The organism is Mycobacterium cookii (genome assembly GCF_010727945.1).
Taxonomy (GTDB): domain Bacteria; phylum Actinomycetota; class Actinomycetes; order Mycobacteriales; family Mycobacteriaceae; genus Mycobacterium; species Mycobacterium cookii.
In genome coordinates this window covers 688,702-712,807 of record NZ_AP022569.1, presented here as the reverse complement: position 1 = coordinate 712,807, position 24,106 = coordinate 688,702, and the positions used below count along the sequence as shown (strand labels likewise).

17 protein-coding genes are annotated in these 24,106 nt (G+C 67.7%); 8 read left to right on the top strand and 9 right to left on the bottom strand.

Translation table 11 applies throughout. The annotated features are described in order from the left end of the window. Positions 1–11 precede the first annotated feature (11 nt). Together pheT and pheS are read right to left on the bottom strand one after the other, a co-directional pair. Complete coding sequence (pheT, locus tag G6N27_RS03410; RefSeq protein WP_163775076.1) at positions 12–2,501, bottom strand: phenylalanine--tRNA ligase subunit beta; 2,490 nt, start codon at positions 2,499–2,501, stop codon at positions 12–14. Further along, positions 2,501–3,544: a phenylalanine--tRNA ligase subunit alpha gene (pheS, locus tag G6N27_RS03405; protein ID WP_179963341.1), complete on the bottom strand. Its 1,044-nt coding sequence runs from the start codon at positions 3,542–3,544 to the stop codon at positions 2,501–2,503. Before pheS ends, pheT begins: the two co-directional genes overlap by 1 nt. A 156-nt stretch (positions 3,545–3,700) precedes the next feature. Here pheS and G6N27_RS03400 point away from each other — a divergent pair, with 156 nt between their 5' ends. Together G6N27_RS03400 and G6N27_RS03395 are read left to right on the top strand one after the other, a co-directional pair. Next, on the top strand, positions 3,701–7,642 hold the full coding sequence (locus G6N27_RS03400) for a Pls/PosA family non-ribosomal peptide synthetase (protein WP_372513032.1): 3,942 nt from the start codon (positions 3,701–3,703) through the stop codon (positions 7,640–7,642). After that, positions 7,639–8,979, top strand: a complete 1,341-nt coding sequence (locus G6N27_RS03395; RefSeq protein WP_163775074.1) for a M1 family metallopeptidase — start codon at positions 7,639–7,641, stop codon at positions 8,977–8,979. Before G6N27_RS03400 ends, G6N27_RS03395 begins: the two co-directional genes overlap by 4 nt. 8 nt (positions 8,980–8,987) lie before the next feature. Here the strand turns inward: G6N27_RS03395 and G6N27_RS03390 are convergent, their stop codons facing one another. Continuing rightward, complete coding sequence (locus G6N27_RS03390) at positions 8,988–9,788, bottom strand: rhomboid-like protein (protein WP_232065219.1); 801 nt, start codon at positions 9,786–9,788, stop codon at positions 8,988–8,990. Between the two features lie 9 nt (positions 9,789–9,797). Further along, entirely contained in the window at positions 9,798–10,643 is an 846-nt protein-coding gene (locus tag G6N27_RS03385; RefSeq protein ID WP_269474264.1) for an adenylate/guanylate cyclase domain-containing protein, read from the bottom strand. 305 nt (positions 10,644–10,948) lie between these two features. On the opposite strand from G6N27_RS03385, the gene G6N27_RS03380 reads away from it, so the two are divergent. Next, positions 10,949–12,022, top strand: coding sequence for an oxygenase MpaB family protein (locus G6N27_RS03380; RefSeq protein ID WP_163775073.1), 1,074 nt, complete (start codon positions 10,949–10,951; stop codon positions 12,020–12,022). Between the two features lie 13 nt (positions 12,023–12,035). Here G6N27_RS03380 and G6N27_RS03375 read toward each other — a convergent pair whose 3' ends face one another. Genes G6N27_RS03375 through infC form a run of 4 tightly spaced genes read right to left on the bottom strand, consistent with a single transcriptional unit; the run spans position 12,036 to position 14,071 of the window. Beyond that, positions 12,036–12,800: a TrmH family RNA methyltransferase gene (locus tag G6N27_RS03375; RefSeq protein WP_163775072.1), complete on the bottom strand. Its 765-nt coding sequence runs from the start codon at positions 12,798–12,800 to the stop codon at positions 12,036–12,038. 7 nt (positions 12,801–12,807) lie between these two features. Continuing rightward, entirely contained in the window at positions 12,808–13,197 is a 390-nt protein-coding gene (rplT, locus tag G6N27_RS03370; RefSeq protein WP_163775071.1) for a 50S ribosomal protein L20, read from the bottom strand. Between the two features lie 60 nt (positions 13,198–13,257). Beyond that, positions 13,258–13,452, bottom strand: a complete 195-nt coding sequence (gene rpmI / locus G6N27_RS03365; RefSeq protein ID WP_163775070.1) for a 50S ribosomal protein L35 — start codon at positions 13,450–13,452, stop codon at positions 13,258–13,260. Positions 13,453–13,471: 19 nt separating this feature from the next. Then, positions 13,472–14,071, bottom strand: coding sequence for a translation initiation factor IF-3 (infC, locus tag G6N27_RS03360; RefSeq protein WP_163781278.1), 600 nt, complete (start codon positions 14,069–14,071; stop codon positions 13,472–13,474). A gap of 425 nt (positions 14,072–14,496) precedes the next feature. On the opposite strand from infC, the gene lysX reads away from it, so the two are divergent. Genes lysX through G6N27_RS03335 form a run of 5 tightly spaced genes read left to right on the top strand, consistent with a single transcriptional unit; the run spans position 14,497 to position 21,144 of the window. Next, positions 14,497–17,811, top strand: coding sequence for a bifunctional lysylphosphatidylglycerol synthetase/lysine--tRNA ligase LysX (gene lysX / locus G6N27_RS03355; protein WP_197746520.1), 3,315 nt, complete (start codon positions 14,497–14,499; stop codon positions 17,809–17,811). A 44-nt stretch (positions 17,812–17,855) separates the two neighbouring features. Beyond that, positions 17,856–19,316: an alpha/beta hydrolase gene (locus G6N27_RS03350; protein WP_372513033.1), complete on the top strand. Its 1,461-nt coding sequence runs from the start codon at positions 17,856–17,858 to the stop codon at positions 19,314–19,316. 5 nt (positions 19,317–19,321) lie between these two features. Then, positions 19,322–19,735 carry a DUF6653 family protein gene (locus tag G6N27_RS03345; protein ID WP_332103088.1) on the top strand — a complete coding sequence of 138 codons (414 nt, stop codon included), beginning with the start codon at positions 19,322–19,324 and terminating at the stop codon, positions 19,733–19,735. 9 nt (positions 19,736–19,744) lie between these two features. Continuing rightward, on the top strand, positions 19,745–19,972 hold the full coding sequence (locus G6N27_RS03340) for a hypothetical protein (RefSeq protein WP_163775069.1): 228 nt from the start codon (positions 19,745–19,747) through the stop codon (positions 19,970–19,972). Positions 19,973–20,028: 56 nt separating this feature from the next. Further along, positions 20,029–21,144, top strand: a complete 1,116-nt coding sequence (locus tag G6N27_RS03335) for a winged helix DNA-binding domain-containing protein (protein WP_232064849.1) — start codon at positions 20,029–20,031, stop codon at positions 21,142–21,144. On the opposite strand, the gene uvrA is transcribed toward G6N27_RS03335, so the two are convergent. Further along, entirely contained in the window at positions 21,134–24,040 is a 2,907-nt protein-coding gene (gene uvrA, locus G6N27_RS03330; protein WP_163775067.1) for an excinuclease ABC subunit UvrA, read from the bottom strand. The genes G6N27_RS03335 and uvrA overlap by 11 nt on opposite strands. Positions 24,041–24,106 lie beyond the last annotated feature (66 nt).

The window sequence follows — 24,106 nt, the reverse complement described above, 5'->3', positions numbered from 1 at the left end:
AAGCAGCGGGTTCAGGCGCGCAGCACCGCGCCGACCCGCTCGGCGGCACAGCGCACCGCGGCGTCCCGGGCGGCACTGGCCTCGTCTTCGGTCAGGGTGCGGTCCGGCGCGCGGAATCGCAGCGCAAACGTGAGCGATTTCCGGTCAGCGCCGATCTGCGGCCCGGTGAACACGTCGAACAGCCGGACCTCTTCCAGCAACTCCCCCGCGCCGGCGCGGACGGCATCCAGCACCGCCTGCGCCGCGACATCGGCATCCACCACGAGGCTGACGTCCTGGAACACCGCCGGAAACGGCGATACCCGCGGCGCGGGCAGCGCATCGCCGATCGGGATGGCGTCGAGGTCCAGTTCGGCCGCGCAGGTCCCCTTCGGCAGTCCGGACCGTTCGATCACCGCGGGGTGCAGCTGCCCGGCGTGCCCGACGACCGTCTCACCGACACGGATCTCGGCGCAGCGGCCCGGATGCCACGGCAGGTACTGGGCGGCCCGCAGCGTCACCTCGACCCCGCTGGCGGCGGCGATGATTCGTACCGCGTCGAACGCGTCGGCGGCATCCACCGGCCGGCCGTCGCCCCACGGGCCGCGCGGCTCCCGCAGCCCGGTCAGCACCACCGCGACATGTTCGGGCTGGTGCGGCAGCGATGCGTCGAGCACGGCGATCTCGTCGTCGGTCGGACGGCGGTGCACCGGGATCAGCCCGACGCCCCTGGTTTGCTCGGTCGGCTTGACCACCTGCGCGACGGCGAACAGTGCGACGTCCACGATGCCGCGAGAGGTGTTGCGCACCAACGCCTCGAGCAGGCCCGGCAGCAAAGTGGTAGCCAAATGCTGCCGATCGGCCTCCAACGGGTTGAGCACCTGCGTGGTGTAGCGCCGCGGATCGTCGGCGGCCAGACCCCAGGCGTCGAACACCCCGGTCGGCAGGAACGGGGTGGTGAGGATCTCGACATAACCCGACAGCGCCAGCGACTTGCCGATCGCCCGGCGGCGGCGCTGCGAGGCGGACAGGCCCCGGCCGGCCGGGGCCGACGGCAGCACCGACGGGATGACTTCGAGGCCCTCCAGCCGCAGCACCTCCTCGACCAGGTCGGCCGGTTGCAGCAGATCGGGCCGCCAACTCGGCGGTGTCACCGTCAGGCTGTCACCGGCTTCGGTGACCGTCGCGCCGATCTGGGTCAGCCGCCGGACCGTGGTGCCGTCCGGATAGCGGACCCCGGCGGTGCGGTCGGGCAGGTCGGCTGCCAACCGGATCGGCGGAAGCGACCAGTCGTCACGCGGCGGGTCGCCGCGCCAGTCGGTCAGGTTCGGCGACACCTCGCCGCCGGCGATGTCGGCCAGCAGTATGGCGCAGCGGTCCAGCGCCGCCACCGAGATGGCCGGGTCGATGTCCCGCTCGTAGCGGCGCGCGGCCTCGCTGGGCAGGCGCAGCCGACGCGCGGTCCGCGACACGGCGGCCGGGTCCCACACCGCGGCTTCCAGCAGCACATCGGTTGAGTCGTTGCGCATTTCGGTGCTGCCCGAACCCATCACGCCGCCGATAGCCGCGGTCGCCACGTCGTCGACGATCAGCACGTCGGCCGGGTTGAGCTGCCGGGTGATGTCGTCGAGCGTCACGACCGTCTCGCCGGGCCGGGCGAACCGCACGGCGAAGGCGCCGGTGATCCGGTTGAGGTCGTGGGCGTGCATCGGATGACCCAGTTCCAGCATCACGTAGTTGGTCACGTCGACGGCCGGCGAGATCGCCCGGATACCGCTGAGCAACAGCCGTCGCTGTAACCACCACGGCGACACCGCCGCCGGGTCGATTCCGGTGACCGGGCGCAACGCGAAGCGGCGTACACCGGTCTCGGGTTGCACCGTCAACGGCCAGGCCTCCGCCTTGCGCGGCAGCTCGGCGACGACGGCGGCCGGGTCGACGAAGTCGAGGTCGTAGGCGCAGGCGACCTCACGGGCCAGCCCGCGTACCGACATGCAGTAGCCGCGGTCCGGGGTGACGGCCAGGTCGAAGACCACGTCGTCGAGTCCGAGCACCTCGATGCCGCTCGCGCCGGGCTCGGCGGTTCCCGGCGGCAGCACCAGGATGCCGGAATGATCTGCGCCCAAACCGAGTTCGGCGGCCGAGCAGATCATTCCGTCGGAGGTGTGGCCGTAGGTTTGGCGCGTGGCGATGTGAAATCCGCCAGGCAGTGTGGTGCCGGGCAGGGCCACCACGACCAGATCGCCAACCACAAAGTTCGTTGCGCCGCAGACGATCTCGCGCGGCTTCTCTTCACCGACGTCGACACGGCACGCGCGGATCGGCTTCTTGAACTCGGTGAGCTCGTCGATCTCGGCGACGCGGGCCACCGTCAGCGGACCCTCGACCGGGCCGAGCGTGATGACGTCTTCGACTTCGTGGCCGATGCGCACCAGCGCTAGCTCGAGGTCGGCGGGCGTCACGTCCCAGCCGGGAGCGCCGGCGCTGACGACGTCGCGCAGCCAGCTGTAGGGGACGCGCATCAGGCACCCACCCCGAACGGCAGCGAGAACCGGACGTCGCCCTCGACCATGTCGCGCATATCCGGGATCCCGTTGCGGAACTGCAGGGTGCGTTCCAGTCCCATGCCGAACGCGAACCCCGAATACTCGTCCGGGTCAATCCCCGCGGCGCGCAACACATTCGGGTTGACCATCCCGCAGCCGCCCCACTCGACCCAGCCGGCGCCACCCTTCTTGTTCTCGAACCACACGTCGACTTCGGCCGACGGCTCGGTGAACGGGAAGAAGTGCGGCCGGATCCTGGTCCGCGAATGCGGTCCGAACTCGGCACGCGCGAACGCGTCGAGAGTGCCGCGCAGGTGGGCCATCGACAAGCCGCGGTCCACCGCCAGCCCCTCGACCTGGTGGAAGACCGGTGTGTGGGTGGCGTCGAGTTCGTCGGTCCGGAAGGTGCGGCCGATCGAGATGACATAGACCGGCAGCTCGCGGGCAAGCAGGGTCCGCACCTGCACCGGCGACGTATGGGTGCGCAACAACTGACGGGAACCGTCCGGGGCGATGTAGAAGGTGTCCTGCTCGCTGCGCGCCGGGTGGTCGGCGGGAAAGTTCAGCGCGTCGAAATTGAACTGCTCGGTTTCGACTTCAGGGCCCTCAGCGAGCTCCCATCCCATCGCGATGAACGTGTCCGCGATGTGCTCACCGAGAATCGTGATCGGATGACGCGCACCGATCGGCCGGCGGGTGGACGGCAACGTCACGTCGATGCGCTCGGCGATCAGCACCGCCGCGTCGCGCTCGGCGCGCAATACCGCCAGCCTGTCGTCGTAGCTCTTCTGCACCTCACCGCGGGCACTGTTGACCCGCTTGCCGGCGTCGGCGCGTTCGTCTTTGGGCACCGAACCCAGCGCCTGACGCGCCACCGCCACCGGCGAGCGATCGCCGAGATGCTCAGTCTTGGCACCAGCCAGCGCATCCAGATCGGTCGCAGCCGCGAAGGCGTCCCGGGCTGCGTCGACCGCGGCGGTCAACGAATCCTGCGACAGATCGAGGGGCTGGTCACCCACGCGACGACTCTCCTTATCGGGGTGAGGGTATGTGGCGAACGCGGCACAGCGTGCCACGCAAGAGCCGATCATATGTGGTCACATTGGAGACGATCCGAAGCCGTCAGCCTGTTTTCGTGCCCGCCGTCCGCGCGCCCGCCGTCACAACGGCCCGGCATGAGTATTTTCGTACAGGTGGCGATGCCTCAGGCTCCCGATCGCGTGCCGGCGCAGTACCTGTTGTCGCCGCGCGCACCGAGCCCGCGCACGCTGATCGACATCCTGAACGAGACCGCTGCGCGCTATCCGGAGGCCGCGGCGATCGACGACGGAACCGTGCAGCTCACCTACAGCGAGCTCATCACTGACATCGAAGCCAGCGTCGCGTGGCTGGCCGCGCGCGGCATCGGCCGCGGCGACCGGATCGGCATCCGCATGCCGTCGGGCAGCTTCGCCCTGTACGAGGCGATCCTGGCGACACTGGCCGCGGGCGCGGCCTATGTCCCGGTCGACGCGGACGACCCCGACGAACGTGCCGATTTGGTCTTTGGTGAGGCCAATGTGGTGGCAGTCCTCGGCGAAACCGGCATGACGCGAGGCCCGGGTTCGTCGCGCGGCTGGCGAGCGGGCGCACCGTTGACCAGAGACGACGCCTGGATCATCTTCACCTCGGGATCGACCGGGACGCCCAAAGGTGTCGCCGTCACGCACCGCAACGCGGCCGCATTCGTCGACGCCGAAGCGCAGATGTTTTTGCAGGACAACCCAATTGGGCCGGGTGATCGGGTACTGGCCGGATTGTCGGTGGCGTTCGACGCGTCCTGCGAAGAGATGTGGCTGGCCTGGCGGCACGGCGCCTGCCTGGTCCCGGCACCGCGATCGCTGGTACGCAGCGGCATGGATCTGGGTCCGTGGTTGGTCACCCGGGACGTCACGGTGGTGTCGACGGTGCCGACCCTGGCCGCGCTGTGGCCGGCCGAGGCGCTCGAAGCGGTGCGGCTGTTGATCTTCGGCGGTGAGGCCTGTCCCCCGGAGCTGGCCGCGCGGCTGGCCGTCGAGGGTCGGGAGGTGTGGAACACCTACGGGCCCACCGAGGCAACCGTGGTGGCCTGCGCGGCCCGGCTCGACGGCGACGGCCCGGTGCGCATCGGACTTCCGCTGCCCGGCTGGGATCTGGCAGTCGTCGACGCCGACGGCCGGCCGGTGAGCCACGGGTCGATGGGTGAGCTGGTGATCGGCGGCGTCGGGCTGGCCCGCTACCTCGACAAGGACAAGGACGACGAGAAGTACGCCCCGATGGAGACGCTGGGCTGGCGACGGGCCTACCGCAGCGGCGACCTGGTGAGGCTGGACCACGAAGGCCTGATCTTCTGCGGGCGCGCCGACGATCAGGTCAAGGTCGGGGGCCGTCGCATCGAGCTGGGCGAAGTGGACTCGGCGTTGGTGCACCTGGCGGGGGTCAGCGGCGGCGCGGCGGCGGTCCGCCAGACCGCGGCGGGCACACCGGTGCTGGTGGGCTACGTCGTCAGCGCCGACCCGCAGTTCGACATGGCCGCCGCGCGAGCACAGCTCGCCGAGCGTCTGCCCGCCGCATTGGTGCCGAGGCTTGTTCAGGTCGACGAGCTGCCCACCCGCACGTCGGGCAAGGTCGACCGCGCGGCGCTGCCCTGGCCGCCGCCGGGCGGCTCGGACACCGAGCAGGCGCCCAGCCTCAGCGGCACGACGGGTTGGCTGGCCGGATTGTGGCGCGACCTGCTTGCCGCTGATGTGACGGGCCCGGAAGCCGACTTCTTCGCCCTCGGTGGCGGCTCGCTGACGGCGGCGCAGCTGGTCGCCGCGCTGCGGGGACGGTATCCGCAGGTCACCGTCGCCGATCTGTACGACCATCCGCGCTTGGGCTCGCTCGCCGGCTTCCTCGACGAGCTCGAGACCCCGCCGGAGGTCACCGAGCGGGTCGTCCAGCCGACCCCGCGGCTGGCGCAGCTCACGCAGACCGCGCTGGCGTTGCCGTTGGCCACGCTGACCGCGCTGCAGTGGGTGACGTGGCTGGCGATCGGGAACAACGTCGCCCGCCGGCTGCATCTGGTGCCGTGGACCGTCGCGGTGAACTGGTGGCTGGTCGCGGCGGCGTTCGTCGTGTTCGTCACGCCGCTGGGCCGGATGGGCATCGCGGTGCTGGCCGCGCGACTGTTGCTGCCGAACGTGCAGCCCGGTACCTATCGCCGCGGCGGGTCGGTGCACCTGCGGGTGTGGTTGGCCGAGCGACTCGCCGAGGCCAGCGGCGCCGAGAACCTGGCCGGGGCGCCGTGGCTGGTGTACTACGCGCGGGCGCTGGGTGCCGATGTCGGCAAGGGCGTCGATCTGCACTCGATGCCGCCGGTCACCGGGCTGTTGACGCTCGGGCACCGTAGCGCCGTCGAACCCGAGGTGGATTTGTCCGGACACTGGATCGACGGCGACGCGTTCCACGTCGGGGCGATCTCGATCGGCAACGACGCGACGATCGGCGCGCGAACCACGCTGTTGCCCGGCGCGACCGTCGGCAAGAACGCCGACGTCGCTCCCGGCTCGGGGGTCGTCGGGAAGGTCAAGAGCCGCCAGTACTGGAAGGGTTCGCCCGCGGTGAAGTCCGGTCGCGTGAATCACCCGTGGCCCGACGAACGCCCGGCGCGCCGGTCGCACTGGGTCGCGGCGTACGCCCTGACGTCGGTGCTGTTGGCCGGACTGCCGCTGATCGGACTGGCGACCTGCCTCGGGGTGATCGGGGTGGCCGTCCGTCACACCCGCCGGCTGTCCGAGGCGGTGGTGCCCGCGCTGCTGTGGACGCCGGTCGCGACGGTCGCCGCCCTGGCGGTGTACGCGTTGCTGACCGTCGTCGCGGTCCGACTGCTGTCGATCGGGCTGCGCGACGGCTACCACCCGGTGCGCAGCCGCGGCGGATGGCAGTTGTGGTCGACCGAGCGGCTGATGGACGGCGCACGCAACTACCTGTTCCCGCTGTACGCCAGCCTGCTGACACCGGCCTGGCTGCGGCTGCTGGGCGCCAAGGTCGGGCGCGGCACCGAGATCTCGACGGTGCTGCTCACCCCCAAGTTCACCGTGATCGAGGACGGCGCGTTTCTGGCCGACGACACCATGGTCGCGTCGTACGAACTGGGCGGTGGCTGGATCTACGCGGCCACCACGACGGTCGGCAGACGCGCGTTCCTGGGCAACTCCGGCATCACCCAGCCCGGCCGCCGTGTGCCCGACGACGGGCTGGTCGCGGTGCTGTCGGCGGCACCCGCCAAAGCCAAACGCGGTTCGTCGTGGCTGGGCAGCCCACCGATGCGACTGCGCAGGCGGCCCGCCGAGGCCGACGCCGCCCGCACCTACGAGCCGTCGTTCCGGTTGAAGGCCATGCGAGCGACGGTGGAGTCGGGGCGGCTGGTGCCGATGATGGTGACGGTCGCGATCGGCTTGGCGGTGCTGGGTGTATTACAAGCGCTGACAAGGATTTTCGGTATCTGGTGCGCAGCGCTGTGCGGTGGGCTGGTGCTGCTGGCCGCGAGCGGGATCGCGGCTGTCGTGACGGTCGCCGCGAAATGGCTTCTGGTCGGCCGGATCCGGGCGGGCGAATTCCCGTTGTGGTCGCCGTTCGTGTGGCGCAACGAGCTCGCGGACACTTTCGTGGAGACGGTTGCGGCCCCGTGGTTCGCCCGAGCGGCCAGTGGGACACCGGCGCTGAACGTGTGGCTGCGCGCGCTGGGCGCCAAGGTCGGCCGCGGCGCGTGGTGTGAAAGTTATTGGCTGCCCGAGGCTGATCTGGTCACGCTGGGCCGCGGCAGCACCGTCAACCGTGGCTGCGTCGTGCAGACACACCTGTTCCACGACAGAATCATGCGGATGGATGCCGTCGTGCTGGAATCCGGGTCGACCCTCGGCCCGCACGGCGTCGCGCTGCCGTCGGCCCGCCTCGGCGCAGGCGTGACGGTCGGCCCAGCGTCACTGGTGGTACGCGGCGACGAGGTCCCGCAATCGACGCGCTGGCAGGGCAACCCGATCAGGCCGTGGAAGGACATCGCCAAGGAGAAGGCCGGCAAGAAGTCCGGGCGTGGCGCCGAGGACACCGCGGCGTGAAATCAACTGCCAAAAAGGCAGCGCCCCGCAAAGTTTCAGCCAGCGCGCCGGTCATCGACCCCTACCTGCCGAAGAACGGCAACTTCGGCTACCGGGTGTCGCACTACGACCTGGACCTGGAATACAAGGTTGCTATCAACCGGCTGTCGGGATCGGTGACGATCACCGCGTCGACAGTGACCGAGTTGACGAACTTTTCCCTCGACCTGTCCGACGCGATGACGGTGTCGAAGGTGCTGGTGAACGGTAAGCGTGCGGCCCACTTCGACGGTCGGATGAGCAAATTGCGCGTCCGGTTGGCGTCGAAGCTGGCGGCCGGGGCGACGATGTCGATCGTCGTGCACTACCGCGGCGCACCGCGGCCCATCCGATCGCTGTGGGGCGACGTCGGTTTCGAGGAACTGACCAACGGCGCACTCGTCGCCGGGCAACCCAACGGCGCGGCGTCGTGGTTTCCCTGCGACGACCATCCCAGCGCCAAGGCGTCCTATCGCATCCGGATCGCTGCCGACAGCCCCTACCGGGTGGTCGCCAACGGCAAGCTGGTGTCGCGGCGGCGGCGCGCCGCGCAAACCGTGTGGACCTACGAACAACCCGAACCGACGTCGACCTATCTGGTCACCCTGCAGATCGGGATGTACGAGGCGGTGCAGCTGGCGACCGCACCGGTGCCGATGCACGCCGCGCTGCCGGAGCGGCTGCGACGCAACTTCGACCATGACTTCGCTCGTCAGCCGGAGATGATGACGCTGTTCGTCGACCTGTTCGGCCCGTATCCGCTCGCGAACGGTTACGCCGTCGTCGTCACCGACGACGCGCTGGACATTCCTCTTGAAGCGCAAGGGGTTTCGATCTTCGGGGCCAACCATTGCAACGGCTCGCGGACCAGTGAACGCCTCGTCGCCCATGAGCTCGCCCACCAGTGGTTCGGCAACTCGGTGACGGCACGGCAGTGGCGAGACATCTGGCTGCACGAGGGATTCGCCTGCTATGCAGAGTGGTTGTGGTCGGAGCACAGCGGCGGGCCCGACGCCGACCACTGGGCTCAGCACTACCACGAGAAGCTGCGCAAAGCGCCACAGAATCTGGTGCTGACCGATCCCGGGCCGCGCAACATGTTCGACGACCGCGTCTACAAACGCGGCGCACTGACCCTGCACGCGCTGCGGCAGAAACTGGGCGACGACAAATTTTTTACGCTGCTCAAGGAGTGGACGACGCGCTACAGCCACGACAGCGTTGTCACCGACGATTTCACCGCGCTTGCCGCGGGGTATTGCGACGAGTCGCTGGCACCGCTGTGGGACGCCTGGCTGTACTCGCGCGCCGTGCCTTAACGAACGCCTCAGCCGTTGAGTGCGGGCTCCGGCACCAGCGTGGTCGGTGCCGGCTGTCGACGTGTCTCGCGCGAGCGAGCGACCAGCTCAGCCATCAGCGCGCCCACGGCGCCGGCAGCAGCGGCGCCCGCCATGGACCAGGTGCCGTGCGCCAGCATCAGGAATCCGAACATCGAGGAGACCGCGAGCAGCGCGTAGCGCACCCGCGTCCAGTGGGCCGGGCCGGTCAACTGGGTAGAGACCAGCAAGCCGAGTATCAGCGCGACGGTGTGACCGACGTCGGTGAAATCTTCGCCGAGTGCGGCGGCCGCCAGGCCGACCGGCACCCACCAGCCGATCCACGCCGGCCGCCAGCGGGACGGAATCGCGGCCGTCAGCGCACCCAGCACCGCCACGGCGCCGTAGCTCACCCCGACGTCGCTGGCCCGAGAGATCGACAGCGGCAGCCAGTGCAGCTTGATCGCCGCGGTCAGGCCGCACGCCACCAACAGCGTCGCGCCGATATGGCCGGTGACGAACACGACCGCCAGCCGACCGCTACGCCAGATCAGCTCGGCCAGGGCGAGCAGGCACACCAGGCACGGCAGCCAGAAGTACATCGGACCGGCGTCGGTGATGAACGCGCTGCCGAGCAGGGTGCCCAGGTGGCCGTGCGCGAGGTTGTGCAAGTTGGTGCTCGACTGCGCGATGACCCGGGCGCGGACCCGCGGGCCGAGCTCGACGAGGGCCACGCTGACGGCCACCAACAGGGCCGCATAGCCCAGGGTGATCCGTACGCGCGACAGCCGCGACAAGGTCCGCATTATCATTGCCATCTACTATGCCTGCGGGTCGTCGTCTTCCGAACTGTCCAGACCTGAGACATCCCTGACAGTTTCGCGGGCCGGCTTGAGCCGATAAATGGTCAAATCGGCCGGCAGACCTGCGGGTTTAGCTGCGAAAACCGGGCGGTGCACCCGCTTGGCGGCCACTCCCAGTGTGTCCAAATCCTCCTGTTTGAGGCAGTCCAGTGTGACGCCGGACACCATCACTCCGCCGCGGGTGGCCCGCTCCATCACCCGCGCGGCGATGTTGACGTCCACGCCGAGCCAGTCGGCGGCCAACCGCTGCGGCCGCCCGGTGTGGATCCCCACCCGCATTCGCGGCTTGTAGCCGTCGACCTCCACGGATTTCAGCGCCCGCTTGGCCTCCAGAACCGCGCGTACCGCGACCAGCGGGTCGGAGAACACCGCCATGGTGCCGTCGCCCATCCGCTTGACGATGTGGCCGCCGGCGTCCAGCAGCGGCGGCTCGATGGCGCGTGCCACCTGACGCAAGAGCTTGAGTGTGGCCTCGTCACCGGCGTGCAATGACCAGGTCGAAAAGTTCACCAGGTCGGTGAACACGAGCGTGACTTCCGGGTTCGCCGGGCGACGGGAGACCACTTCGGTCAACGCCTGCCACATTTGCAGCGCGCCGAGTCCGACCTCGCGGGACGCTCCGCCCCGTTCGCCCAGCAGGCGACCGGCCGCACGGGCGGCGGCACGCGGACCGCCCTCACCGGCCATCGACAGCGGGTCGCCGAAGTCGGGATCGCCGGGCAGGGCACGGCGGGCTTTGCGTACCAGCCCGATCAGCCCGGGGCTCTGGTTGGTGGTGCGCAACCAGTCCGCCACGCTGCGCAATGACGCCGGCGAATGCTGTCGCGAACCAGGCGGATCCGGGGTGGCCACCGTTTGTTCGGGCTCACCGGACGCCGGGTGGTGCCCGAGTTCCACATCGCCCAGATTAGGTGGTGTTCGGAGAGACCGGCAACGACCGCGGTCGTGGTGTCCGACACGCTGGTCAACGAACGGCCTGATCACGGCGTTACGACGCTGGTGTCGACACTCGGTAACAGCATGCCGCGGCACGCCCGGAAATCATAGACAACATGTGTTGTCAACATTATCGTGGTGTCATCTTCGCCCATCGTGACCAGGAGGTTGTGATGACAGTGACGACGGTGCCAGCGCAGTCGCCGCACACTTCGCCTTCGGGTGACCGGGTCGAGCACGCCCACGCCGAGCCGCACCCGCTGGGCCCGGATTCACTGACGTGGAAGTATTTCGGCGACCTGCGCACCGGGATGATGGGCATCTGGATCGGCGCGATCCAGAACATGTATCCGGAGTTGGGGGCCGGGGTCGAGCAACATTCGATCCTGTTGCGTGAACCGCTGCAGCGGGTGGCGCGCTCGGTGTATCCGATCATGGGCGTCGTCTACGACGGCAGCAGAGCCGCTGAGACCGGCGCGCAGATCAAGCAGTACCACCACACCATCAAGGGTGTCGACAGCACCGGCCGCCGCTACCACGCGCTGAACCCCGAGACGTTCTACTGGGCGCACGCGACGTTCTTCATGCTGGTGATCAAGGTGGCCGAATATTTCTGCGGCGGCCTGACCGAAGCCGAAAAGCGGCAACTGTTTGACGAACACGTGCAGTGGTACCGGATGTACGGGATGAGCATGCGGCCGGTTCCCGCGTCGTGGGAGGACTTCCAGGAGTACTGGGAACGGGTCTGCCGCGACGAGCTGGAAATCAATCAGGCCACCCTGGACATCTTCCAAATACGGATCCCCAAGCCGAAATTCGTGCTGATGCCCACCCCGGTGTGGGACCAGCTGTTCAAACCGCTTGTGGCCGGCCAGCGTTGGCTGGCCGCCGGACTGTTCGAACCTTCGGTGCGCGAAAAGGCCGGTATGCGTTGGACTCCGGGCGACGAAGTGGTCTTGCGGTTGTTCGGCAAGATGGTGGAGTTGGCGTTCTTGGCGGTGCCTGACGAGATCCGCTTGCACCCGCGTGCACTGGCCGCGTATCGCCGCGCCGAAGGGCGGGACGCCAGGGACGCTCCGCTGATCGAGGCGCCGAGGTTCACCGCGCCGCCATCGGATCGCCGCGGCCTGCCGATGCATTACTTCCCGCCACGCAAGTCCATCATCGAGCGCGCCGGCTCGCTGGTGCACACCACGTTCTCGCTGGCCGGGCTGCGATCCGCCTGGGGCCCCAAAAAAGCCGCGTAAGGCCGCCTAGCGATCAGGCCTGAGCACGCGAGCTCTGGTAGAGGCAAATCGCGGCTGCCGCAGCAACATTCAGGCTCTGCGCGTCGCCTGCCATCGGAATGCTCACCCGGGTGTCGGCCTGTTGCGCGAGCTCGGCTGACAGACCGTGCGCCTCGGCGCCGAACAGCCATGCCGTCGGCGCGGCAAGCTGGGCGTCGTCGAGCGACACGTCGCCGTCGACAGTGGTGGCCAGAATCTGCAATCCGGCGGCTTTCAGCGCGGTGACGGCCGCATCTGCATCCGGCTCGACGACGACCGGCACGGAAAAGATGCTGCCCGCCGAAGCGCGCAAGCACTTGGCGTTGTACGGGTCGACGCTGTGTCCGGCGAAAACCACGGCGGCAGCGCCCATCGCGTCGGCGATGCGGATCAGGGTGCCCGCATTGCCCGGTTCGCCGATCTCCACGCCGACCGCGACCAGTCGGGGCACGCCGGCCAGCACGTCCGCCAAGCCAGTCGAGGGCAGCTCGCACACCGCGACCAAGCCCGCCGGAGTCACGGTGTCCGACAGAGCTTTTGCAGCCCGATCGGTAATCGGGTGGGCGGTGTGACCCGCCAGCAGGCCGGCGTACCGCTGCTGGGCCGCGTCGGTAGCGAAGATCTCGCGGACCAGCCCGCGCCGCGAGGCGGCCTCGACCAGGTTGGCGCCTTCCACCAGAAACCGCTGCGAACGGCGCCGGGCGATCTGCCGATGCAGTTTGACCGCCGCGACCACCCGGGCCGATCGTTCGGTGAGCACCGGGGAGTTAGGCGGCCTCTCCGGACGGCGCGTTCACGTCGTCGGGCAATGCGGCGCGGGCAACCTCGACCAGCGAGGTGAACGCCGCGGGGTCGCTGATCGCGATTTCGGCGAGGTTCTTGCGGTCGACCTCGACGCCGGCCGCCTTGAGGCCCTGGATCAGCCGGTTGTAGGTGATGTCGTTGGCGCGGGCCGCCGCGTTGATCCGCGAGATCCACAACTTGCGGAACTCACCCTTGCGCGCGCGACGGTCGCGGTAGGCGTAGGTCAGTGAATGCAGTTGCTGCTCTTTGGCTTTGCGGTAGAGCCGGGACCGCTGGCCGCGATAGCCCTTGGAAGCCTTCAGGATGGTGCGGCGCTTCTTTTGGGCGTTGACTGCCCGCTTTACGCGTGCCATGGGGTGTTCCTATTCGTTCGTATGGAGGTAGTGGGTGTTCCGGCGTCAGTCGGGTGCCGGTCAGCCGTTCAGCATTTTGGTGACGCGCTTGGTGTCATTGGCCGCCACGACGGTTCGTCCATCCAGCCGGCGTGTCCGCTTGGTCGGCTTGTGCTCGAGCAGGTGGCGGCGATTGGCCTTCTGGCGCACGATCTTTCCGGTTCCGGTGCGGCGGAATCGCTTCGACGCTCCGCTGTGGGTCTTGGTCTTCGGCATCTGTTTTCGGTCCTCTATCTCAGTTCGGCGACGGCTCGGCGTCGTCGCTCGGGGCGGGCTGCGACGCGGGGCCGCTGGCTTGTTCGGCCGCACGGGCGCGGGTCTTCGCGCCGCGGTGCGGAGCGAGCACCATCGTCATGTTGCGTCCGTCCTGCTTGGCCGACGTCTCGACGAATCCATAGTCGGCGACATCGGACCCCAGGCGCTGCAGCAGTCGATAACCCAGTTCGGGCCGCGACTGCTCGCGTCCACGGAACATGATGGTCACCTTGACTTTCGCTCCCGCTTCCAGGAATCGGATCACGTGACCCCTTTTGGTCGCATAGTCGTGGTCGTCGATCTTGGGCCGCAGCTTCTGCTCTTTGACGACGGTCTGCTGCTGGTTCTTGCGGGACTCGCGCTCCTTCTGCGCCGTCTCGTACTTGAACTTGCCGTAGTCCATGATCTTGCAGACCGGAGGTTTGGCGTTCGGGGCAACTTCGACAAGGTCGAGATCGGCATCCGCGGCGACGCGAAGGGCGTCTTCGATACGCACAATGCCTACCTGCTCACCCCCTGGTCCGATCAGGCGGACCTCAGGTACGCGGATGCGTTCATTGACACGGGTCTCAGTGCTGATGGGGCCTCCCTAGGCTCGCTGGCCCGGCTTCGTCGCCGGACTGTTCGGTTTCCGTGGCCACCGTCACCTGTTCGGGACCAGCGGTAGAGAAACACGCCATCAGCAAAAAAGCCCTGCTTAAGCAGGGCCCGATGCCGACCGATCACGGCAGAAGCCGCCTGCACAATGCAGAACCGGAACAGTTGATGTGCCGGTGACCGGACCGCTGAGCCGTTCTTGGCCAACGGTGGGAGTGGGTCTCCACTTGCTGTCTCTGGTGTTCACCGGAGACGGTCGCGGAAAGGAGTTTACCAGTGATGACGCCATCGCCGGAATTGCAGCCGCGGACGCCGATGCAGGCCCGGTCCTCGGGTCGTCAACACGGGTACTTCGAATGTCCGCCTTGCATAGGCATTCCATAGCAACTGCGAATATCCTCGCGGTCTGTGACCCTCACTGCGTCCCGCCCGCTCAGCCGGTCGAATTCCCGGCTTCGCTGGGTGCCCGCAGCTGCCGGCTGGACCGTCGGCGTCATCGCCACGCTGTCGCTGATTGCCAGCGTGTCGCCGGTGATCCGGTGGGTCATCAGGGAGCCTCGCGAGTTCATCAACGACTACATCTTCAACTTCCCGGACACCAGCTTCGCGTGGTCGTTCGTGCTGGCGTTGCTCGCGGGCGCGCTCACCGCGCGCAAACGCATCGCCTGGTGGGTGCTCGTCCTCAACCTGCTGATCGCCGCCGGACTGAACGTCGCGGGCCTGGCGGCGGACCACGTCAGCCCGGCAAGGGCCTTCGGCGAGACGCTCGGACTCGGCCTGCATCTGGCCGCGCTGGTCGTGCTGGGACTGGCCTACCGGGAATTCTGGGCCAAGGTCCGCCAGGGGGCGCTGTTCAAGGCTGCCGGGGTGCTGGTGGCCGGGTGGGCGGTCGGCATCGCGCTGTCGTGGACGTTGATCGAGATGTTCCCCCGCTCCCTGGCCGTCGACGACCGGCTGTTCTACGTGGTGAACCGGGTCGTCGGATTCGCCCTCGTCGCGTCGGCGTCGTTCAGTGGCCGGCCACCGATCTTCCTCAACGCGCTGTTTGGTCTGTTCAGCGCGATGGCGTTGATCGCCGCCGCGATCGTGCTGTTCCAGTCGCAACGGGCGGAGAACGCGCTCACCGGTGAGGACGAGTCCGCGATCCGCGGGCTGCTGGAGTTGTGGGGCAAGAACGACTCGCTGGGTTACTTCGCGACTCGGCGCGACAAGTCGGTGGTTTTCGCGCCGAGTGGCCGCGCGGCGATCACCTACCGCGTCGAGCTGGGTGTGTGCCTGGCCAGTGGCGATCCGATCGGTGATCCGCGGGCCTGGCGCCAAGCCATCGACGCGTGGCTGGCGCTGTGTCAGTCCTACGGCTGGACGCCGGGCAACATGGGGGCAAGTTCGACAGGGGCCAAGGCATTTCGCGAGGCCGGCCTGAACGCGCTCGAACTCGGTGACGAGGCGATTCTGTATACGTCCCAGTTCGGGCTGTCCGGTCGGGAAATGCGCGGGGTACGCCAGGCGGTGACGCGGGCACGTCGCGCCGGCCTGACGGTGCGCATCCGCCGGCATCATGACATCGAGCCCGCCGAGATGGCGCAGGTGACAGCACGGGCGGATGCCTGGCGGGACACCGAGTCCGAGCGTGGTTTCTCGATGGCGCTGGGCCGGCTGGGCGATCCGGCAGACGGTGACTGCCTGCTGGTCGAAGCCATTTCCCGCGACGAGACGGTGGTCGCGATGTTGTCGTTGGTGCCCTGGGGGCGCAACGGCGTTTCGTTGGACCTCATGCGTCGCTCGCCGGAGTCCCCCAACGGCACCATCGAGCTGATGGTCAGCGAACTCGCGCTGCACGCCGAACGCATCGGCATCAGTCGAATCTCGTTGAACTTCGCCATGTTCCGGTCCGCGTTCGAGCAGGGCGCCCAGCTGGGTGCCGGTCCGGTGGCGCGGCTGTGGCGCGGCTTCCTGTTGTTCTTCTCGCGCTGGTGGCAGCTGGAGACGCTGTACCGCTCGAACATGAAGTATCAGCCCGATTGGGTGCCGCGCTTCGCCTGTTACGAGGACGCCCGGATGATCCCGCGAGTGGGCGTCGCGTCGTCCGTCGCCGAGGGCTTTTTGGTATTGCCGTTCGCCCGTCGCGACGAACACCACACCGGCCACCACCCGGCGGTGCCGCCGACACTGCTGGCGACCGGGCTGCTGCAGCACGACGGCTCGGCACCGGACGTGTCGGCGTTGCAGGAGGCGGACTTCGGCGACAGCGACGACCGCGACCGCCGCCTGCCAGAACAGATGCGCGTTCGGCTGTCCAAGCTGAAGACGCTGCAAGACAATGGTGTTGACGCCTATCCGGTGGGCCGGCCACCCAGCCATACGGTCGCCGAGGCGCTCGGCATCGACGACCAGACGACGGTGTCGGTGTCCGGACGGGTGCTGCGGATTCGGGACTTCGGCGGCGTGCTTTTCGCGCAGTTGCGTGACTGGTCAGCCGAAGTCCAACTGCTGCTGGAGAATTCAATCCTGGAGCACAGCCGGACCGCTGACTTCACCAAGGCCATCGATCTCGGCGACCTGATCGAGGTGACCGGACGGATGGGATTCAGCAAGACCGGCACCCCGTCGCTGATCGTGCGCAACTGGCGACTGATCGGCAAATGCCTGCGCCCACTGCCGAACAAGTGGAAAGGCTTGACCGACCCCGAAGCACGCGTGCGCAGCCGCTACGTCGACCTGGCGGTCAACGCCGAATCACGCGAGCTGGTGACGGCCCGCAGCGGCGTGGTGCGGGCCATCCGGGATACGTTGAACGCCAAGGGTTTTCTCGAGGTGGAAACCCCAATCCTGCAGCAGGTGCACGGCGGCGCCACCGCCCGCCCGTTCATGACCCACATCAACAGCTACGACCTCGACTTGTACTTACGGATCGCACCCGAGCTGTACCTCAAGCGGCTCTGCGTCGGTGGACTCGAGCGGGTATTCGAACTCGGCCGGGCTTTTCGCAACGAAGGTGTCGACTTCAGCCACAACCCGGAATTCACGCTCCTGGAGGCATATCAGGCGCACGCCGACTACAAGACCTGGATCGACGGCTGCCGGGAGTTGATTCAGAACGCCGCCCAGGCCGCCAACGGCTCTCAGGTGGTGATGCGGCCATCCGACGACGGCTCCCTGAAGTCGGTGGACATCTCCGGTGCCTGGCCGGTGGTGACGGTGCACGACGCGGTGTCCGAAGCACTCGGCGAGCACGTCGACGCCCAGACCAGCCTGACCAAGCTCCGCAAGCTGTCCGACGCCGCGCAAATCCCCTACCTGGCGCGGTGGGATGCCGGCGCCGTGGTCCTGGAGCTCTACGAGCACCTGGTCGAGACCCGGACCGAGAAACCGACGTTCTACATCGACTTCCCGCTGTCGGTATCGCCGCTGACCCGGCCGCATCGCAGCAAGCCCGGCGTCGCCGAACGCTGGGATCTGGTGGCCTGGGGTATCGAGCTGGGCACCGCCTACAGCGAGCTGACCGATCCCGTCGAGCAGCGCCGGCGCCTCGAAGAGCAGTCCCTGCTGGCCGCCGGTGGTGAACTGGAAGCGATGGAACTCGACGAGGACTTCCTGCAGGCGATGGAATACGCGATGCCGCCGACCGGCGGCATGGGGATGGGCGTCGACCGCGTCGTCATGCTCATCACCGGCCGCAGCATCCGCGAGACGCTGCCGTTCCCGCTGGCGAAACCGCGCTGAGCAAAACTCCTTCTCACAGCACCTAAACAGGCCACAATGGACGCGTGACAGGTTCAACGACGAACCTCGCGATTGCGGTTCTGGGTGACAACCACACGTCCCTGATGCACGGGTGGGTCCCCCGTGTGGTCCAGGCCGTCGCGGTTGCCTTGCTGGCGGTGGCGATCGGCCGGCGATCGCGCCGGTGGCAACTGGTCTGGCTGCCGGTGGCTGCGGTGGCGGGGGGTTCCCTGGCCGCGTGGTCGCACTGGTACATCGACAACCGTGGTCTGGCCGACGACCCCGCGCCGCAGCAGCTGTGGTGGTGGATCGCCGTCACGGGTGGCGCCGGCGCCGTCGCGGTCCTGGGCTGGCGCACCGCACGCTGGTGGCGGCGCAGCGCCTCGGTGGTTGCCGTTCCGCTGTGCCTGCTCAGCGCCGCACTCACGCTCAACCTGTGGGTCGGTTACTTCCCCACCGTGCAGACGGCGTGGGACCAGCTCACCGCCGGACCACTGCCGTACCAGACCGATGCGGCCGGCCTCAGCGCCATTGCGGCGGCGGGTATCCAGCCGGCGCACGGCAGCGTCGTGCCGGTGACGATTCCCGACGATGCCTCGCATTTCAAACATCGCGGTGAGCTCGTTTATTTGCCGCCGGCGTGGTTCTCCACTTCCCCACCGGCGCGGCTGCCGACCGTGATGATGATCGGCGGCGAATTCAACACACCCGCCGACTGGTTGCGTGCCGGCAACGCGGTCAAGACGATCGACGACCTGGCAGCCGCGCACGGCGGCAACGCCCCGGTCTTCGTCTTCGTGGACTCCGGCGGGGCGTTCAACAACGACACCGAGTGCGTCAACGGCAGCCGGGGCAACGCCGCCGACCACCTCACCAAAGACGTCGTGCCATACATGGTTTCGAAGTTCGGCGTCAGCCCGGACGCGGAGAACTGGGGCATCGTCGGCTGGTCCATGGGCGGGACCTGCGCCCTCGATCTCACCGTGATGCATCCGGAGTTGTTCAGCTCGTTCGTCGACATCGCCGGCAACATGGGCCCGGAAACCGGCACCAAGGCGCAGACCATCGCCCGACTCTTCGGCGGCAGCGCCAACGCGTGGGCCGCGTTCGATCCGGCCACCGTCATCGCCAAACACGGCCGCTACAAAGGGGTTTCGGGCTGGTTCGACATCTCGTCGAACAATCTGCCGAAGCATCATCGCAGCCTTACGGTGACCGGCGCCGGCGAGGTCGGACTGGGCGGCCACGACGTCGTCCGCAACACGGCCGACTCGACCGTGGCGGCCGAGTCGTTGTGTGAACTCGGCCGCGCATACGGCATCAACTGCGCGATCGTCGCGCAACCCGGAAAGCACGACTGGCCCTTCGCCAGTAATGCTTTCGCCGCGGCATTGCCCTGGCTGGCCGGCCACCTGGGAACACCCGGCGTGGCGCGGACCCCGTTGCCGTCCACCTCGCCGCCCGAGTCACCGCAGGCACCGCACGCCGAGCCGGTCGGTCGGTAACGCCGGTGGCGATCGCGCGGATACGCCGCGCGATGTTCGCCCGCCACGCCAACCCGTGGAGTGCCTGGAGCCGCTGGGCGAGCACACCGCTGGTGCTGTTGCCGGTGTGGACGCGGCGTCGGAGCCACACGATGCTGGTCGCGCTTTGGCTCGCGCTCAACCCGATCATTTTCCCGAAGGTTAGCGACGAGCGGCCGTGGTCCACCCGCGCGATGCTCGGCGAAGAATTGTGGATCAGCAGCCGGCCCAAGGACGGTGCGGCGGCCCTGAGCGTGGCGACCTCAATGATCGCGGTTCTCGCGCTTGTTGAGGCGCGCCGACACCGGGCCGGGCCCGCCGCGGTCGCGACTGCGGCGCAAATGGTGTTGACGCTGGTCTATTGGCAGCAAATGGTGCGCTATCTGGAGCGGCACCGGTAGCGTGGAACCGTGCCCGACGAGCCGGACGATCCTGATTACACGGTCTCCGGTGTGCCGACGTTCGAATCGGTCCGCGACAAGATCGAGTCTCGCTACGAAACGTCAGTTGGCGCAAGCGAATTGGATGCCGAGACGCCGGAGGGTCGCAGCGTCGACGAACAGTTCGAGGCTCGGCAGCGCGCCGCCGCCGAGCGACTGGCGCAAATCCGTGAATCAATGCGCGACGACACTCACTGAATCCGCGGGAAGGCTGCGTGCGCGCATTCAGCGACACCGAGCGACGCAGACGCTTGATGAACAGACAGTTTCTGTCGCTGCCCGATACCGTCGACGGCGTAACCGCCGGACTGGTCGGATTACATGCGACTGACCCCGCCACCCCGTTCCTCTCGCTGTGGGCGCGCTGGCCGGGGTTCGCTGTCGCCGACCTCGAGCACGAGCTCTACCAGAACCGTTCGGTGGTCAAGCATCTGGCGATGAGAAGGACCTTGTGGGTCGTCAGCGCCGATGATCTGCCGATCGTTCAGTCCGCCGCCAGCGATCGAGTCGCCGCCAACGAACATCGCCGACTCGTCGCCGACGTGCGCAAAGCCGGTGTCGCGGCCGACGGCGCGCGATGGCTGGACGAGGCTTGCTTCGCGGTGCTGGGCCATCTCGAAGATCACGGGCCGCTCAACAGCACCCAATTGCGATCGGCGCTGCCCGAGCTCGGCGGCCATTACGATCCGGCACCCGGAAAGCGTTGGGGTGGAATGGTTCCACTGGCCCTGCGCGTGTTGACGGTTCTGTCGGCCCGCGGCGAGATCGTCCGCGGACCCAACGACGGCTCCTGGACCACGTCCCGGCCGCGGTGGGCGCTGACCACGGATTGGCTGGGTGAGCGCGCCGACCGCGCCGACGCGCACGAAGAGCTACTTCGCCGGTGGCTCTACACGTTCGGGCCGGCCACCGTCGCCGACATCAAGTGGTGGTTCGGGTCGACAGTGACCGCCACGCGAAAAGCGTTGGCCGGCATCGGCGCGGTAGACGTCGAGCTGGCCGGCGGCCCCGGCTACGTGCTGCCCGACGACCTGGACAGCGAACCAGAGGTCGGACCGTTCGCTGCGCTGCTGCCGGGCCTCGACGCCACCACGATGGGCTGGTTCGAACGCGACTGGTATCTCGGTGCACATCGGGGCCACGTGTTCGACCGCAATGGCAATGCAGGCCCCACCGCCTGGTGGGACGGCCGGATCGTGGGCGGCTGGTACCAGGACGACGCGGCGCAGGTGCAGCTGCAACTCGTTGACGACCCGGGCCGGGACGGCCGAAAAGCGCTGCAGGATCGGGCCAGAGCGCTCACGGCGTGGCTCGACGGCGTGCAGATAAAGCCGCGCTTTCCGTCACCGCTGTCGCAAGCTAAGCGCTGACCTTGCGGCGCTTGGTCGTTCGACGCGGCGTGGCGGTGGTGCTGACCAAAGTCTCGGCGAGGAATTTGCCGGTGTAGCTCTCGGGTATTGCGGCGATGTCCTCCGGAGTGCCTTCGGCGACGATCGTGCCGCCGCCGGCACCGCCCTCGGGGCCCATGTCGATGATCCAGTCCGAGGTCTTGATCACGTCCAGGTTGTGCTCGATGACGATCACCGTATTGCCTTTGTCGACAAGGCCGTTGATGACATCCAGCAACTTGCGGATGTCTTCGAAGTGCAGCCCGGTGGTGGGTTCGTCGAGGATGTAGATGGTGCGCCCGGTGGACCGCTTCTGCAGCTCGGATGCCAACTTGACCCGCTGCGCTTCACCGCCGGACAGCGTGGGCGCCGGCTGGCCGAGCCGCACATATCCGAGGCCGACGTCGACCAGTGTCTTGAGGTAGCGGTGGATGCCGGTGATCGGCTGGAAGAATTCCGCGGCCTCTTCGATCGACATGTCGAGCACTTCGGAGATGGTCTTGCCCTTGTAATGCACCTCCAAGGTCTCCCGGTTGTAGCGGGCGCCCTGACAGACTTCGCAGGGCACATACACGTCCGGCAGGAAGTTCATCTCGATCTTGATGGTGCCGTCGCCGGTGCACGCCTCGCAGCGACCGCCCTTGACGTTGAAGGAGAAGCGACCCGGCTGGTAGCCGCGGACCTTGGCCTCGGTGGTGGCCGCGAACAGGGTGCGGATCTTGTCGAACACGCCGGTGTAGGTGGCCGGATTGGATCGCGGCGTGCGGCCGATCGGTGACTGGTCGACGCGCACCAGCTTGTCCAGGTTGTCCAGGCCCGTCACCCGGGTGTGCCGTCCCGGCACGTGCCGCGCGCCGTTGAGGCGATTGGCCAGCACCGCGGCCAGGATGTCGTTGACCAGTGTCGACTTGCCCGAACCGGACACCCCGGTCACTGAGGTCAGCACGCCCAGCGGGAAGGTCACGTCGATCCCGCGCAGGTTGTGTTCGTTGGCGCCGACGACCGTGAGCCGGCGGTTCTTGTTCACCGGACGCCGAATCGACGGCGCGGCAATGCTTTCTTTGCCCGATAGGTAGGCGCCGGTGATCGACTCCTTGTTCGTCAGCAAGTCGGCGTAGGTACCGCTGTGCACGATGTGGCCGCCGTGCTCGCCGGCGCCCGGACCGATGTCGACAACCCAGTCGGCATGCGCGATGGTGTCCTCGTCGTGCTCGACGACGATCAGGGTGTTCCCCAAATTCCTTAGGCGGGTAAGGGTTTCGATGAGCCGACGGTTGTCTCGCTGATGCAATCCGATCGACGGCTCGTCGAGCACGTACAGCACGCCGACCAGACCGGATCCGATCTGGGTGGCCAGCCGGATGCGCTGCGCCTCTCCGCCGGAGAGCGTGCCGGCGGCCCGGGACAGCGACAGATACTCCAGCCCGACGTCGAGCAAGAAGCCCAGCCGCGACTGGATTTCCTTGAGCACCTGGCCCGCAATGGCCTGTTCGCGCGGGCCCAGGGTGAGGCCGTTCAAGAAATCCGCGCAGTCGGAGATGGACAGCTCACACACCTGCGCGATGGACTTGGCGCCGCGGTCGCCGGCGGTCAGCGTGACGGCCAGGATTTCCGGCTTGAGCCGGGTCCCCTCACACACCGGGCACGGCACGTCGCGCATGAAGCCCTCGTAGCGCTCCTTCATCAGCTCGGATTCGGTCTGGTCCAGCTTGCGCTCCAGAAACGCCAACACCCCTTCGAAGTCGGCGTAATACGACCGGGTGCGGCCGTAGCGGTTGCGGTAGCGGACGTGCACCTGCTCGTCGCAGCCCTCTAGAATCGCTTTGCGCGCCTTGGCCGGAAGCTTGCGCCACGGGGTGTCGACGTCGAAACCCATCGCCTCACCCAGACTCGCCAGCATCCGGGTGAAGTACTCCGCGGTGTGGCCCATCGACCACGGTGCCACCGCGCCCTCGGCCAGCGTGCGATCCGGGTCAGGCACCACCAGGTCTGGGTCCACCTCTTTGCGGATTCCCAGGCCGACGCATTCCGGGCAGGCGCCGTACGGCGAGTTGAACGAGAACGACCGCGGCTCCAGGTCGTCGACGGCCAGCGCGTGCCCGTTGGGGCAGGCCAGCTTCTCGGAGAACCGCTGCTCGCGGTTGTGGGCGTCGTGCTCATGATCGACGAACTCCAGCACCACGATGCCGTCGGCCAGATTCAGCGCGGTCTCCACCGAATCGGTGAGTCGTTGCTTGGCGCTGGCTTTAACAGTGAGGCGGTCAACAACCACCTCGATGTCGTGCTTCTCCTGCTTTTTGAGCTTGGGCGGATCGGTCAGCGAGTGGACCACGCCGTCGACGCGAACGCGGCTGTAGCCCTGGGCGTTGAGCTTCTCGAACAGGTCGGCGAACTCGCCCTTGCGGGTGCGGACCACTGGGGCGAGTACCTGGAAGCGGGTGCCCTCGGGCATCACCAGCACCTGGTCGACGATCTGCTGCGGGGTCTGACGGGCGATCCGCTCACCGCAGACCGGGCAGTGCGGCGTGCCCGCGCGCGCGTAGAGCAGTCGCAGATAGTCGTAGACCTCGGTGATGGTTCCGACCGTCGATCGCGGGTTGCGGTTCGTCGACTTCTGGTCGATCGACACCGCCGGCGACAGACCCTCGATGAAGTCGACGTCGGGCTTGTCCATCTGCCCGAGGAACTGACGGGCATACGCAGACAGCGATTCGACGTAGCGCCGCTGGCCCTCGGCGAAGATCGTGTCGAACGCCAGCGAAGACTTTCCGGAGCCGGACAGGCCGGTGAAGACGATCAACGCATCGCGTGGCAAATCAAGATCGACACTGCGCAGATTGTGCTCGCGAGCACCTTTCACGATCAGGCGGTCAGCCACAGCGTCTCTTTCACGGTTCTATCTTTCGAGCCAACTCTCGACCCCGTCACACACGTCATCACCATG

Excerpts from the sequence above, each read along its gene's own strand:
- G6N27_RS03380 (WP_163775073.1), top strand. The coding sequence starts at position 10,949 with ATGACAGTGACGACGGTGCCAGCGCAGTCGCCGCACACTTCGCCTTCG.
- G6N27_RS03400 (WP_372513032.1), top strand. The coding sequence starts at position 3,701 with ATGAGTATTTTCGTACAGGTGGCGATGCCTCAGGCTCCCGATCGCGTG.
- G6N27_RS03390 (WP_232065219.1), bottom strand. The coding sequence starts at position 9,788 with ATGATAATGCGGACCTTGTCGCGGCTGTCGCGCGTACGGATCACCCTG.
- rpmI (WP_163775070.1), bottom strand. The coding sequence starts at position 13,452 with ATGCCGAAGACCAAGACCCACAGCGGAGCGTCGAAGCGATTCCGCCGC.
- rplT (WP_163775071.1), bottom strand. The coding sequence starts at position 13,197 with ATGGCACGCGTAAAGCGGGCAGTCAACGCCCAAAAGAAGCGCCGCACC.
- G6N27_RS03335 (WP_232064849.1), top strand. The coding sequence starts at position 20,029 with ATGAACAGACAGTTTCTGTCGCTGCCCGATACCGTCGACGGCGTAACC.
- pheT (WP_163775076.1), bottom strand. The coding sequence starts at position 2,501 with ATGCGCGTCCCCTACAGCTGGCTGCGCGACGTCGTCAGCGCCGGCGCT.